A 13,911-nucleotide genomic window follows, 5' to 3' on the forward strand; every position below is an offset into this window, starting at 1 on the left:
CTTGACACCTTGTTGAGGGCCTGAAACGAAACGGGTAAGCCTTGCGGCTTACCCATTTTTTCATGTGCTACCGATTTGTCAGTAGCCCCGCCTATCGGTTTCAAAGGATGGCAGACACGGCCATCTCTTCCTAAGCTGTGTCACAGACCGCAGTGGGTACAGGGCCATCGGTGTCGCGTCATTTGATTTACAAAATCTCAGGAGGTTTATGCCCCTTTCAACAACACGCACATGGTGCCTGGCTGCGGCCCTGCTGCCGACTTGGTGCTGTGCACAAAGTCTGCAAGAAACCGTTTTGAAGGCGCTGGCCGACTACCCCAGCATCGCATCGGCCACATCCCGGACCGAAGCGGCCCAATCGGACATCACACGCGCCAAAGGCGCGCACTGGCCACAGCTGTCATGGTCAGGCACCTACAGCGATTACCGCAGCCATGACCTGCCCAACCGCTGGGTGCAGACACCGGTGCTGAGCCTGAACCTCTGGTCGGGCAGACGCATCCAATCCGATGTCGAACGCGCCGAAGCCCTGGCACAAGCCAGCCAGAAACAGGAACACATCACACGCGACGACGTGGCGCTGCTCAGCAGCGAAGCCTACCTGCAGTGGGCACACCACAAGAACATGGTGAGCCTGGCGCAGGAAAACCTGAACACCCACGACAAAATTCTGCGCGATTTTCAGACCATCACTCAGGTGGACCCAGGCCGGCGCATTGACCTGAACCAGGCCCAAGTGCGTCACGACAACGCCCGACTCGTCTTGCTCAAAAGTGAAACCGAGATGGCCGTGGCCGCCGAGCGCGTGTCACGCATGCTGATGGCCCCCGCCCCCGCCGAACCCAGTGGTCTGTCGTTTTTTCCACCCGTGCCCTATGCCACGCTGACACAGGCACAGGCTGCACTGGACGACCAACACCCCGTGATCGCGCGGATGCTGGCGCAGCGCGAAGCCGCACTGGCCGGTGTGCGCTACGCCCAAGCCCAACACGCGCCCACTGTCAACCTGACCCACGCCAAATCAACCACTGTGGGTTTGGCCGAAGGCAAATACGTCACGCAGCTGCAAGTGAACCTGCCACTGGTCGATGGCGGCACCACACGGGGTGCCGTAGGCACGGCCACCGCCAATCTGCAAGCGCTGGAATCCGACCTGAAAGAAACCCGCCTGATCCTGAACGAACAGCTCACAACCGCCTGGGCCAGTTGGCTGTCATCCACCCACCGTGCCGACATGGGACAACAACAAGCCCAAACCGCACAAGACATCGCCCGTGGCTACGGTCAACAGTTTCGTGTGGGACGCCGCGCCTTGCTGGACCTGCTGAACATCCAAAGCGATCTGTTCACCTACCAGAGCAACGCGGCCACGGCCTTGCACGAATCCCGCCTGTCGCAGGCCCGCATTCTGGCCAGTCTGGGCCAGCTGGCCAACGCCTACGCGCTGACCACAACGGCCAGCGCAGCACAGCCAGCAGACACCACCCCACAACCCGAGTGACCCCATGGACCAACTTGCTTTTTCCCCCTTGGATGCAACCCCACTGCGCAGCCCACCTACCATGGCCTCATCGCCTGCCAGCCCGCCCGAACGTGACCCCTTGCTGGTCTGCCTGGCCCTGACCGCCAAGCGGATTGACCGCGAGGTGCACCTGTCGGCCCTGCGCGCCGGTTTTGCGGTGGACGAAGAAGGCCGCATCCCCATGAATGCCTACCCCGACCTGGCCCGGTTGCACGGCATGATCGCGGTCTGGTCACGCACCGACCTGAAGCAGCTGCCCTCTTATGTGTTGCCCGTCATCGTGCCGTTGGTCGATGGCCGCGCTGCCGTGCTCTTGTCGGTGGCCGGACAAACCGCGCAGGTGCTGGTGGCCGAGACCGGCATGAACGAGATCGCCATCTCCATGGACGAGCTGCAACGCCTGAGCTACGGCGAAATTTTGGTGGTCAAGGCCGCCACACAAAACTCGGCCCAGCAACTGGTGCCCTTCCAAGGCGAGGCGCTGGCCTGGTTCTGGAACACGGTGTGGCGCTACAAGGGGTTTTACATCGAGTCGATGATGGCCGCCGTGGTGGCCAATGTGCTCACCCTGGCGGCGGTGTTCTTCGCCATGAACGTGTACGACCGCGTGGTGCCCACCCAGGCCTACACCTCGCTGTGGACCCTGGCGATTGGCACCACAGTGGCCATCTTGCTGGAGTTCGGCACGCGCTGGCTCAAGGCAAGGCTGGTCGATCTGGCCGGTCGCAAGGCCGACCTGAGCCTGAACGCCATGCTGCTGCGCGAGATCATGGCCATCCGGCTGGAGCACCGGCCACAGTCGATTGGCATCTTTGCCAGCTCGATGCGAGACTTCGAATCGCTGCGCGACTTCATGTCCTCTGCCTCGATGGTGCTGGTGGTGGACATGCCCTTCATCCTGATGTTCTTGGTGCTGATTGGCATCATCGGCGGCCCCATCGCCTGGATACCAGCAGCGGCCGTGCCGCTGCTGGTCATCGTGGGCCTGTGGGCGCAAAAGCCGCTGATGCGCGCCATGCGCGAGAACATGAAGGAAAGCGGCGACAAGCAAAGCGTATTGGTCGAGTCGCTGCTCAACCTGGAAATGCTCAAGGCCCACAACGCCGAAAGCTACCTGCAACGGCGCTGGGAAAACGCCAACCTGGCCACCACCGATTCGTACAAAAAAATCCGGTCGCTGACCAACCTGATGCTGGGCCTGACCGCCACCATCCAGCAGCTGGTGACGGTGGGCATGGTGGTGTATGGCGTGTACCTGATCGGTGACAACACCCTCACGCTGGGTGGCCTGATCGCCTCGGTCATTCTGGCCGGACGGGCCATCTCGCCCTTGGGCAGCGTGATGGCCCTGGCCGCACGCTACCAGCAGGCACGCAGCGCGCTGGACACGCTGGACGCCCTGATGAAACGCCCCCGCGACCGCGATGGCGAACGCCGCTATGTGGTGCCCGAAAAAATCGCAGGCAAGCTGCGCGCCGACGCCCTGGAATTCGCCTACCCCGGCGAGCACCAGATCCCGGTCATCCGCAAGTTGTCGCTGAACCTGGCCGCCGGTCAGCACCTGGCTTTGCTGGGACGCATTGGCAGCGGCAAAAGCACCTTGCTGCGCCTGCTGGCAGGTTTGTACACGCCACTGGGGGGGCGGGTCTCGATCGACGGCGTGGACCTGCAGCAAATCGAACCGGCCGAACTGCGCAGCCGCCTGGGCTATGTGGGACAAGAAGCACAGCTTTTTCTGGGCAGCCTGCGCGACAACCTGGTGCTGTCGGACAGCTGGATCAGCGATGCACGGGTCATCGAGGTGCTGCAAAAGCTCGACATGTACAACATGGTGGCCAGCCACCCGCGCGGTCTGGACATGCCGCTGACCGAAGCCGGTGGCGGCCTGTCGGGCGGTCAGCGCCAGTTGCTGGCCATTGCCCGCATGATGCTGCGCGACCCGGCGCTGGTGTTTCTGGACGAACCCACCTCGATGATGGACCAGACCACCGAAGCCAAAGTGATCGACGTGCTGGGCCAATGGCTGCAGGGCCGCACCCTGGTGCTGTCCACCCACCGCCTGCAACTGCTGGTGTGGGCCGAGCGCATCGCGCTGCTGGACCAGGGCCAGATCTTGCTGGAAGGCCCCAGAGAAGAAGTCCTGCGCAAACTGTCTGTGGGTGTGCCGCCGCAACCGGGCACCACCCAGGCTGCCACACCCGTCACCACACCCGTCCCCGCAACGGCAGCCACCACCCATGCCGCATCGCCCCACCCTGCCACAGCGACCGCCGCTGTTGGATGACCGGAGGAATCCAGATGTTCTTCTTCAAGAAAAAAAACCCATCCCATCACCTGCCCGAGGGCATCAGCATCGAAGACGATGAACGCCGCACCAGCCGAAACCTGGTTCGGGTGATGGCCATGGTGCTGGTGGCGGCCCTGTTGTGGGCGGCCACCTTCAGCCTGGACGAAATCACCCGGGGCACCGGCAAGGTCATCCCCTCCAGCCGCGAACAGGTGATCCAAAGCCTGGACTCCGGCGTGCTGGCCGAGTTGATGGTGCGCGAGGGCGATGTGGTGGTCAAGGACCAGATCCTGCTGCGCATCGACGACGCGCGCTCCGGGCCAGTGTTCCGCGAAGCGCGTGAAAAATGGATCGCCTTGTCGGCGCAGGCCGCACGCCTGCAAGCCGAAGCCTACGGCACGGCCCTGCAGTTTCCGGTGCATGTGAAAAACGCCCCCGGTGTGATGCAGCGTGAAACCCAGGCCTACCATGCACGCAAACGGGCGCTGGACGAACAGATGGCAGCGATGCAGCAATCCCTGAACCAGCTGAGTCAAGAACTGAGCCTGACCACGCCTTTGGTGGAGCAAGGTGTGATGTCCGAAGTCGAGTTGCTGCGCCTCAAGCGCCAATACGCCGACATGCAGTCGCACATGGCCGAGCGGCGCAACCGTTACCTCACCGACGCCAGCAACGAATGGGTGCGGGTGGAATCCGATCTGTCGCAAACCCGCGAAAACACCCTGGCCCGCGAGGACGCCTTCAAGAAAACCGTGATCCGCGCACCGATGGATGGCATCGTGAAAAACGTGCAACAGACCACGCTGGGGGCCGTCATTCAAAGCGGCCAGACCATTCTGGAAATCGTGCCCGTGAAAGACGACATGCTGGTGGAGGCCTACGTCAAACCCTCCGAGGTGGCTTTCCTGAAAGTGCACCAGCCCGCCGTCGTGAAACTGTCCGCCTACGATTTCAACAAATACGGCGGTCTGGACGCGGTGCTCGACCACATCAGCCCCGACACCCTGCGCGATGAAAACAAGCCACGCAAACCCGGCAACGCGCCGGTCGATCTGGAAGAAGGTTATTACCGAATCCTGGTGCGCATCATTGACCAGCGCCTGGACCGCCACGGCATGCACATGAACGCCACCCCAGGCATGACCGCCACCGTGGAAATCAAGACCGGGCAGAAAACCGTGCTCGAGTATTTGCTGCGGCCCTTGCAATCGATGACGCAAGCCTTGCGTGAACGCTGAACACAGGAGCCCGATCATGAGCGGCATTGTCGGACTGGTCTCTAGCAGCCAACTCGTTCCCCGGTTGATTCGGGGTTTGCAACAACTGGACCGACCGAGCGACAACGCTTGCGGCCTGGCGGTGCACGGACTCGCCCGCCACGCCGATGTCGCCCCCGGACTGCACCGACAACGCTGGGCGCACCGCGTGTCGGATGGCTGTCTGCAAGAAGTCGATGCAACCTTGCCGCAGCTGCAAGCGGGTGCCGGTTTGGCCCACACGGGGCAACTGCCCCCACAAGGCAACCGGCTCTTGCCCCAGACCCTGCCCCATTTCAGCCACGGCCCCAAGGCCACTCTGAACAGCCCAGCGCGGGTGGCCGTGGTCCACCATGGCAGCCTGCACAACCAGCAAGCCTTGCGTGAGACTTTGCAGGACCGGGGTTACGCCTTCAAAAGCCAAAGCGACACCGAGGTGATCGCCCACCTGATCGACGCCACCGGCTCGGGCGATCCGGTTCAGGCCGTGCGGCGCACCATGGGCTTGCTCAAAGGCTGCTTTGCGCTGGGTGTCATGTTTCATGACCACCCCCTGCGCGTCATCGCCGCACAGCACCAAAGGCCGCTGTTTTGGGGTGTTGGCTCGGGGCACATCGGCTGCGCCTCCGATGTGCAGGCCTTGCCCCCGGACACCGACTCGGTACAACGCTTGCAAGATGGCCAGTTGATCGACCTGCACAACATGTGCTGCAGCGTCAGCCGCTGGGATTGATCACACCGCCCCGGTGTCTTCACCCATGGCCGTGCCCATGCAGGCCATCCGGAACATGGGGGTGGGTGTGGGTCAATCGCTGGTGGGCATGCCCATGGCTGTGCATGCCCACGGGCATCGGCTGGTGCACATGGTCATGGTGCCCATCGTCGTGCCGATGTGCGTGTTCGTGATCCATCATGTCGTGCGTGTGTTCATGGGCATGGACCTCGGTCAAGTGCAGCACGACACCTGCCAGCATCAACACGCCCGCCAGCAGCATCGGCCAACCGCCCAAGCGCTCACCCCAGGCCAAGGCCCCCAGCGCCCCAATGAACGGGGCAAATGCAAAAACAGAACCTGTGCGCGCCGCGCCGAACGTGCGCTGCGCCAACAAATAAAAACGCAAACTCAAACCATAACCCGTGGCCCCCACGGCCAACAAGCCGGCCGCCCTCGTGGCCTCGGGCAGGGGCTCATTCAGCAGTGCGGCCAGGGCTCCCGTGCACAACGCCCCCAGCACCGCCTTGACCCCCACCACTTGCGCCGGGTCACGCTCGGCCACACCCCTTGACAGCGTGTTGTCCACCCCCCAGGCCAGGGTGGCCAGCATCACCGCCAGCAAACCCCACAGCCGAACCTGCCCCCCAACGCCTTGTGCCATCACCAGAACCAGCCCGCCGGCCAACAAAAGCAACACCGCCAGGGCCACCCTTTTGTCCATGCTTTCGCCATACCAGCGCCAAGCCAGCACGGCGGTGAAGACCGCCTCCAAAGTCAGCATCAAGGAAGCGCTGGAGCCGCTGGTGTGTTGCAGGCCCCAAGCCAGGGCCACAGGCCCGATCACGGCACCCGTCACGGCCATGGCCAAAAGTCTGGGCACATCCTGTCGCGTGATGCCCGCCTCCCGGGCAGCCGAGCGCCGGGAAGTCCAAGCCACGCCAGCGGCACCGACATACAGCAAGGCAGCGGTCGACAACGGCCCCACCCCTTGGCCCAGTCTTTGCAGCACGGGCGTGCTCAAACCAAACAGGATCGCTGCCAGCAAAGCCAGCAGTCCCCCTTTCAGCGCCGGGTAAGTGCAATTGCGGAACATCGCGGTTGGCCTTGTGACATGAGACGCGATGACAGGTGGGCCACAGGGCCACCCCTGCGGCGCATGAGGCCGTCGCGTGCGGTGAAATGTCGATCATACCCAGCGCCCGCCCGCATGAGGCATGAGCGCCACCGCCTGGCATGTTTCAGGCGGTGACGTTTTTCATGTCAATTGCCTTCCTGGCGCGAGCTGCAGAAAGGATAGGGGTAAGTCGGGTCGGAATTGACCACGGCCGTGGCCATGTACAGCGCCTGCGTCTGCGATGTCAGCGGGCTTCGGCTGGCCTCCAGCTGGATCACCGTGATCGTGGGCTCGGTCACGATGGGGGTGCTGAAACCCATGGTGGGCGTGTTGGCACCGGCCAGCACCACCCCCGGGCCCTGCACCACGCGCCAACGGTAATAAAAACCAGGGTCGGTGATGTCAATGCCTTGCGCCACCATCTGGATGGGCGAGCCAGGCCTGCACACCGAGGCGGCAGGCTGAATGGTCAAATCCTGCAGGTAAGCCGCGTCCGGGTCCAGACCGGTCAAGCCGGTCAAGGGCTGGACACGCAAAGTGCGCTGGTAACTGACGGTCTGCCCGGCTTCATTCACACCCGACAGCACCAACTCGTACACCGCATCGACCGTGACGTTCTCTTGCGCATACACCACCAGATGGCATTGCCAGGTGCTGCCCCCGGAGCCGGCTGGCGAGGTGATGGTGGCGAGCGTCGGGGTGAGCATGTCGTTCTTGACGGCGATGGCACAGTCCTGGTTGGTCAGGGACAACACCGGGTTGGTGGCGGCCAGGGGCCTGACCGACCAGGACATCGAGGTCAAGCGGTACTTGACGCTCTCCAGCGTGCCCTGAACCACCGTGGCCTCGCGGCCCTTGAGCAGCACTTCAGCGCCACGGTTGGCCGATATGAGGCCATCGCCCTCACCGCCACAGGCCGCCAGCATCGCCGCAACAAGTACCGCCGAGGCAGCATGCTGAGCACGCCGGCCATTTTTCCAAACAAACTCATGGCTCATCAATTGCTCTCTTTCAAATAGAGGTGAAAACGGGAAACCCCCATGGATGCTCCAGACATTGCGCGCACGCGTCTGTATCGCCTCGCACACATCAGCGCAAGCGCCAGGCTCACTGGAACAAACTCGGTGGCGACACCACGCCATAGTTGGGGCCCACGCCACCTGAATAAGGCGATTTGCATTGCGTGCTCATTTCAATCTCGATGTATTTCTGACTCCCCCCGACAGCCCGCAGGATGTGCAGGCAGGCAAAGCCCCGGATGCTTGAAAAGCTGCCGCTGACCACCTGACTGAGCACCGGCACGAGCACGTATTCACAAGACTTGTTGCCCGCCGCGCTGCATTTTTGAACGTCCTGAAACAGGCTGTTCTTGACACCGGACTGCACCCAGATGTCATCGCCCACAGCCAGCGTGACCAGGTTGCCCGTTTGGATCATGTCGTCAATCGCATCGGCCCCGGACACCTTGAAATCCAGCGGCGACCACTCCCCGGAATCGCAGCCTTCATAGTGGTAGAGCGAGCCGACTTTGAACACATGGACTTTGCCGGTCAGCGGGTCGATGCGCGGGCCTGCGGGCGAGGTGGTGGAATTCCAGTATTTTTGATACATGCATTCGGACATGGCAAACGGGAACACGCCGCCCGGACTGACGCTGCCCGGACTGGTCACGCCCGCCACCGCAGTGGCCCGCACGGGCCTGGAAAAAATGCCCCAGATGCCCGCCAGAAATGTGCGCACAGGCCCCAAATTTTGGCCCTCGCTTTTGGACACACTCACCTGCACGGCAGGCGCATCTTTGCCGGTGGGCAGCATGGGCAGCAACTGCAAGCCTGGTACAGCCTGGCTGGTGTCCCAGTAACCCGCCTGAACCTGGCCATCCGTCAAGCGTTGGCGCTCTGCGCGGTTCAAGCCGATGGCCAGCTGGGCTTGTTGCGTGGCACCCTCCCAGTCCAGGCTGGTGGTGGCATTTTTGTAAAGCGTTCGGGCACCGGCCAGCGCGGCGGCATCGGCATCGTTTTGCAGCTCGTTGCGCACCACATGCAAATAGGCCAGGTCCACCGCCAACGCAGCGGCCCCCATCAACACGGGCAGTGTCAGGGCCACCAGCAAAGTCACAGCGCCTTTTTGCTGAGCGGCACACCGGATCGGCATCTGTTTTTTCATGGCGAGCCCTTCACTCATGCACCATCACGGTGTTCGATGTGAGCACCCAAGGTTGCCCCAAGGCCTGAAACAAGGTGCCCAAACCAATGCCTTCAAAGGTGTAGCTCACCGTCACGTCCAGGGTGTTGGCGTCAACACCCATGGTGCTTTGCACCACACTCACGTTGGGCACGGGCTTGATGGGGCCGAAATGGATCAGTGCCAGGTCGGTCTGGTCCCGCACCACCTGCCGAATTTCGGCCTCGGTGAGTTTGGGATTGCGCGCCACGATGCCCGCTCTGGCCCCTTCGCGGCTGGCGTTGGTGATGACCGCCTTGTCGTACAAAGCCAGGCTGACATCCACACTGCCGATCAACAAGACCAGCAACACCGGCAAGATCAACGCGAACTCGATCACCGCGGCCCCTGTTTGGTTTTGTCGGTTGGCACCAGGCCGCACCATGTGCTGACGACGGACACGCCGTCTTGCACCAGCGTCGTTGTTCGCTTGAGTTTGTGCTTGGATTTTCGCTTGAGTTTGCGCTGGAATCTGCGCTTGAGTTTGCACATGCGTTGGCCCATGCGTTGACCCATGGCCCTCCCCATCCGTGTGCACCAGCACCCAGCCCCTTTGACGGCTCGCCGGATGCCCTGTTGCCTGTCCTCGCGCCCGATTAAGCGCCCGATTGAGCGCCCCTGTGTTTGCGACCGATATCCCATGCATGACGAGCTCCTCAAATGGTGCTTGTTGTGTGGCAAGCGCTGTGGCAAAGCCCCGACCTTAAAGGCCGCGAGCGCTTTGATTTGTGCGCTGTCTCACCTGCATGCGATGTTGGTGTGATTGCGGTGCTTGTGTGCTGTGCACCACAGTCAAGGCCAGGCAATGTTCCTAAAGTGAAGGTTCGGTGGTGCCACAACACCACCGATGCAAAGCGTGAGGTGCCGATGGGAAATGAAGCAACCCGCTGCACAAACCCGGCGACACCACACGCTTGAAGTTCATCTCACTTTTCAACTCAGGAGTATTTTCATCATGAACAAATTTTCCAAATCATTGCAGGCATTTTGGGCCGATGAACAAGGTGCCACCGCCATCGAGTACGGCCTGCTGGCTTCGCTGATTGCCGTGGCCATCATCATCCCGGTCACTGCCGTGGGTGGCGCACTGGAAGGGGTGTTTGAAACCATCAGCGCCGCTTTGGCATAAGCCTGATTTTTTTGCAGCACCGAAGCACCCCATGCCCCTCACCCTGTTTGACTGGACGCACCTGGCCGCACTGAGCACCATGCTCGTGGGTGCCATGTGGCATGACGTGGCGATGCGCCGAATTCCCAACAACCTCTTGTTGTGGGGTGGCTTGACGGCCCTGGGCCTGTCACTGTCACCGCACGGCATTGGCTTGGGGTCGGCCATCGCCGGGGGCATGGTGGGCTTCTTCGGTTTCCTGGTGTTCTATCTGCTGCGCATGCTGGGCGCGGGCGACGTCAAGCTCGCCGGAGCCACAGGCCTGTTTGTAGGACACCCCGACATGCTGTGGGTGAATCTGCTGGTCTTGCTGGCGGGCGGTGCGATGGCTTTTGCCTGGGCACTGTGCACCTCGCAACTGGGCACGGTGATGCAGCACCTGCAATCTCGCTTGAGTTTGCGGTGGCTGAACCGCCTGCACGGCGACCTGGACACCCCCATCCACTTTCCACTCAGCCCCACACGCCTGCCTTATGCCGTGGCCATCGGTCTGGGCACGGGCTTCCATGTGCTGCGCACATGGCCTGCTTCATGAGCTTGATGACTTTGCAAGGATGACATCCATGAAAACCATTCGTCCCTTGGGGGTGCTGTTGATCGCCCTCGTCCTGGGCTTGACGGCCGCCGCCTACGCCGCCCACTGGATACAGCAGCAAGGCGCTGCGGCCACGGTGCAAGTGGTGGTGGCCAAACGCGATTTGCAAATGGGCACGCGTTTGCTGCCCGAGATGCTGGAGACCATCGCCTGGCCCAAAGCCGCTGCCATCAAAGACCCCTTGACCGTGCTGAACCAAGCGGTGGACCGGGTCATCCGCGTGCCCGTGCTGCGCGGTGAACCCTTGCTGTTGAGCAAGCTGGCCCCCGCCGGTGACAAGGGCGGTTTGTCGTCGGCACTCAGCCCGGGGCAGCGCGCCGTGACCGTCAAGGTCAATGAAATTGTGGGCGTGGCCGGTTTTGCACTGCCGGGCAACTACGTGGACGTGATGGTCAACACCCCCGACAGCCAGAACCAGCCTGTGTCCAAAATCGTGATCGAACGCATCCAGGTGCTGGCCGTGGCGCAGGACCTGTCGAGCAACGAAAACAAACCCCGTGTGGTCAACGCCGTGACCTTGCAGGTCACACCGCAGCAGGCCGAACAGATTGACCTGGCCCGCAGTGTCGGCACCTTGTCGCTGGTGTTGCGCAGCCAAAGCGACCTGGGCACCGTGCTCACCGATGGCGCTCGCAAGATGGACCTGTTGCCCAAATCATCGGCCAGCCCGGCTCCCGCCACCGCCGTGCGCACCGCCTACGTGCGACCCACACCGCGCAAAGCCGCCGCCGAGGCCACACCGGCCCCACTGCAGGCCAGCGCCCACCCCGAGCCCCCTCGACTCGAAGTCATCCGGGGCATGACCCTGTCACAGGAATAAAGCGCCGCCACGCTGCAGCCCCCAAGCGTTTGACCCACCGCCACTTCAAAGAGAGCACCATGCCATTCCACCTGATCGACACCCCGGCCCCCCTTGATCAAAAACTCGCTCACAACCTCGCTCACCCCTTCACCCACAACCGCGCCCAGCCCCTCGCGCACCAGCTCAATCACCCGCATGCCCGATCCCACACCGGCGCGGTCACAGCGCAGCGCCAGGCCAGGCCTGCCCCCCGCCGCCCGGCGCTGAGCACCCAGCTGGCCCTTGCCCTGGCCGCATGCTTGTGCACGCCACAGATGGCTTGGGCGGCCACAGCAACTCCGGCCACAGCAACATCGGCCACACCCGCGCCTGCCAGCAGCGCCAGTCCAGCGAGCAAGGCCGCGCCCCGCACGGCCGCCAAGTCGTCCAGCCAGCCCGACATCCAGACCCAGGGCCCGGTCAAAATGGCCCCCCCCTTGCGGCTGACGGCGGGCAAGTCGATGTTGCTGCAACTGTCCGAAAATGCGGCTCGCCTGTCGGTGGGCAACCCCGACGTGGCCGATGTGGTGCTGATCAACCCACGCGAGATTTACCTGCTAGGCAAAAAGTCCGGGCAAACCAACCTGCTCATCTGGACCGCACAAGGCACCACCACCTTGCGCGACATCACCGTGGGTGCCGACACCGATGCGCTGCATGCCAAATTGCGCGAGTACGTGCCCGGTGCCGAAAACCTGCGGGTGGACACCGTGGCCGACAGCCTGGTGCTGAGCGGGCGCGTGAGCGACGGCATGAAGGTGCAACGCCTGATGGCGCTGACCCAGGCCTTCAACGGCGACAAGAAAGTCATCAACCTGCTGCGCGTGCACGGCACGCAACAAGTCATGCTGGAAGTCAAGGTGGCCGAAGTCTCCAAGACTTTGCTGGACGAATTGGGCGTGGACATGAACCTCACCCGCACCATCGGCAACACCTCGGTCAACTTGCTGTCGCAACTGCTCAGCGCCGGATCGACCGCCGTGACAGCCGCACGCGCCAACGGCCTGAGCACCATCACCCTCACGGCCGAAATGAAAAAGGGCCTGGTCAAGGTGCTGGCCGAGCCGACCATCACCGCCATCAGTGGCCAGGAGGGGTCGTTCCTGGCGGGGGGCAAGATCTTCATTCCCGTGCCGCAAACCAGCGCCTCGGGCGGCACCACCATCACGCTGGAAGAAAAGGAATTTGGCGTGGGCCTGCGCTTTTTGCCCACCGTGCTGGAAGACGGTCTGATCAACCTGCGCGTGACGCCGGAGGTTTCGGAACTGTCGCAACTGGGCACCACCGTCAAAGGCCTGGGTGGCCAAAGCAGCTTGCTGCCCTCCATCACCACCCGCCGGGCTTCGACCACGGTGCAGCTGCGCGATGGCGAAAGCTTTGCCATCGGCGGCTTGGTCAAAAGCAATGTGACCGAAACCATCAAGGCCTTTCCGCTGTTGGGCGAATTGCCGGTGCTGGGGGCCTTGTTTCGCAGCACCGCGTTTCAGACCGACAAATCCGAGTTGTTGTTTGTGGTGACCCCCAGGCTGGCCAAAGTGCTGCCGCCTGACTATGCCTTGCCGACCGACGCGTACATCCAGCCCACACGCAGCGAGTTTTTCCTGAATGGTCAACTCGAAGGCCGAGCCCGCCCCGCCAGCCCCACCAGCCCCACCAGCCCTGAACCGGCCAAAACCGACGCCCCTGACGCCACCCCCGAAGCCACCGCCCCCGCGCAACAGGCCGTGCCGCCTGCAGCCCCCAGCCAGCACCATTGAGCCCGGAGAACACGATGAGACCCCACCGCATTTCTGTTTTGAATGGCCTGAGCCTGGCCCTGCTGGGTTTGGCTTTGTCGGCCTGTGACACCGCCCCCACCCAGGTCGACCAGCACTTTGGCATGGCCGTGCGGCAAGCCCAGGCGCAGCAAACCCAACGCGCAGGCATGCATCAAAGGATGCACCCCGACACCTCCGCCCAGATGCCTCACCGCAGCCGTGGCGCGATGCCGATGCCGATGCCGATGCCGATGCCAATGCCGATGCAGCCCGGCATGCACGAGCGCCACCACCCTGCCAGCGTGGACACCGATGGCCAATCCGCACAGGCGGCCATCGAGCGCTATCAGGAAAGCTTTCAGACCCCCCCCACCCCCGCGCCGATTTTCAACATCGGTCTGGGCACCACACGCAGCCGCTGAAAGGTCCACCC

Annotated in this window: 14 protein-coding genes; 9 read left to right on the plus strand and 5 right to left on the minus strand. The window is 62.9% G+C overall.

The genetic code is table 11. The features are described 5' to 3' along the window. The first annotated feature begins 208 nt into the window (after positions 1 to 208). The 4 genes from B9Z47_RS06370 to B9Z47_RS06385 all read left to right on the plus strand — a co-directional run bounded on the left by B9Z47_RS06370 (position 209) and on the right by B9Z47_RS06385 (position 5,798). Positions 209 to 1,501 carry a TolC family protein gene (locus tag B9Z47_RS06370; RefSeq protein WP_108330408.1) on the plus strand — a complete coding sequence of 431 codons (1,293 nt, stop codon included), beginning with the start codon at positions 209 to 211 and terminating at the stop codon, positions 1,499 to 1,501. 61 nt (positions 1,502 to 1,562) lie between these two features. Beyond that, positions 1,563 to 3,806, plus strand: a complete 2,244-nt coding sequence (locus B9Z47_RS06375; RefSeq protein WP_158271639.1) for a type I secretion system permease/ATPase — start codon at positions 1,563 to 1,565, stop codon at positions 3,804 to 3,806. Beyond that, positions 3,803 to 5,047, plus strand: a complete 1,245-nt coding sequence (locus B9Z47_RS06380; RefSeq protein WP_108330410.1) for an HlyD family efflux transporter periplasmic adaptor subunit — start codon at positions 3,803 to 3,805, stop codon at positions 5,045 to 5,047. The genes B9Z47_RS06375 and B9Z47_RS06380 overlap by 4 nt, the downstream gene beginning before the upstream one ends. Before the next feature lie 16 nt (positions 5,048 to 5,063). Further along, a complete protein-coding gene (locus tag B9Z47_RS06385) occupies positions 5,064 to 5,798 on the plus strand; it encodes a hypothetical protein (protein WP_108330411.1) in 735 nt (244 codons plus the stop codon). 19 nt (positions 5,799 to 5,817) lie between these two features. Here B9Z47_RS06385 and B9Z47_RS06390 read toward each other — a convergent pair whose 3' ends face one another. The 5 genes from B9Z47_RS06390 to B9Z47_RS18550 all read right to left on the minus strand — a co-directional run bounded on the left by B9Z47_RS06390 (position 5,818) and on the right by B9Z47_RS18550 (position 9,633). Beyond that, entirely contained in the window at positions 5,818 to 6,873 is a 1,056-nt protein-coding gene (locus B9Z47_RS06390) for a DMT family transporter (RefSeq protein WP_108330412.1), read from the minus strand. A gap of 167 nt (positions 6,874 to 7,040) precedes the next feature. Further along, on the minus strand, positions 7,041 to 7,892 hold the full coding sequence (locus B9Z47_RS06395) for a hypothetical protein (RefSeq protein WP_108330413.1): 852 nt from the start codon (positions 7,890 to 7,892) through the stop codon (positions 7,041 to 7,043). 109 nt (positions 7,893 to 8,001) lie between these two features. After that, positions 8,002 to 9,060, minus strand: coding sequence for a TadG family pilus assembly protein (locus tag B9Z47_RS06400; protein WP_158271640.1), 1,059 nt, complete (start codon positions 9,058 to 9,060; stop codon positions 8,002 to 8,004). Between the two features lie 10 nt (positions 9,061 to 9,070). Then, positions 9,071 to 9,457 carry a TadE/TadG family type IV pilus assembly protein gene (locus tag B9Z47_RS18545; RefSeq protein ID WP_158271641.1) on the minus strand — a complete coding sequence of 129 codons (387 nt, stop codon included), beginning with the start codon at positions 9,455 to 9,457 and terminating at the stop codon, positions 9,071 to 9,073. Then, a complete protein-coding gene (locus B9Z47_RS18550; RefSeq protein ID WP_158271642.1) occupies positions 9,454 to 9,633 on the minus strand; it encodes a hypothetical protein in 180 nt (59 codons plus the stop codon). Before B9Z47_RS18550 ends, B9Z47_RS18545 begins: the two co-directional genes overlap by 4 nt. Before the next feature lie 439 nt (positions 9,634 to 10,072). Between B9Z47_RS18550 and B9Z47_RS06410 the strand changes: the two genes are divergently transcribed. Genes B9Z47_RS06410 through B9Z47_RS06430 form a run of 5 tightly spaced genes read left to right on the plus strand, consistent with a single transcriptional unit; the run spans position 10,073 to position 13,900 of the window. Beyond that, positions 10,073 to 10,246, plus strand: a complete 174-nt coding sequence (locus B9Z47_RS06410; RefSeq protein ID WP_108330416.1) for a Flp family type IVb pilin — start codon at positions 10,073 to 10,075, stop codon at positions 10,244 to 10,246. Between the two features lie 31 nt (positions 10,247 to 10,277). Next, complete coding sequence (locus B9Z47_RS06415) at positions 10,278 to 10,820, plus strand: prepilin peptidase (RefSeq protein ID WP_108330417.1); 543 nt, start codon at positions 10,278 to 10,280, stop codon at positions 10,818 to 10,820. 28 nt (positions 10,821 to 10,848) lie between these two features. Continuing rightward, positions 10,849 to 11,700, plus strand: coding sequence for a Flp pilus assembly protein CpaB (cpaB, locus tag B9Z47_RS06420; protein ID WP_199226283.1), 852 nt, complete (start codon positions 10,849 to 10,851; stop codon positions 11,698 to 11,700). A gap of 59 nt (positions 11,701 to 11,759) precedes the next feature. Then, the gene (locus B9Z47_RS06425) at positions 11,760 to 13,478 is read left to right on the plus strand and encodes a type II and III secretion system protein family protein (RefSeq protein ID WP_233253682.1); all 1,719 of its coding nucleotides are present in this window, start codon (positions 11,760 to 11,762) and stop codon (positions 13,476 to 13,478) included. A gap of 14 nt (positions 13,479 to 13,492) precedes the next feature. Then, on the plus strand, positions 13,493 to 13,900 hold the full coding sequence (locus B9Z47_RS06430) for a hypothetical protein (RefSeq protein WP_108330418.1): 408 nt from the start codon (positions 13,493 to 13,495) through the stop codon (positions 13,898 to 13,900). Positions 13,901 to 13,911 lie beyond the last annotated feature (11 nt).

It is taken from the genome of Limnohabitans sp. 2KL-1, assembly GCF_003063435.1.
Taxonomy (GTDB): domain Bacteria; phylum Pseudomonadota; class Gammaproteobacteria; order Burkholderiales; family Burkholderiaceae_C; genus Limnohabitans_A.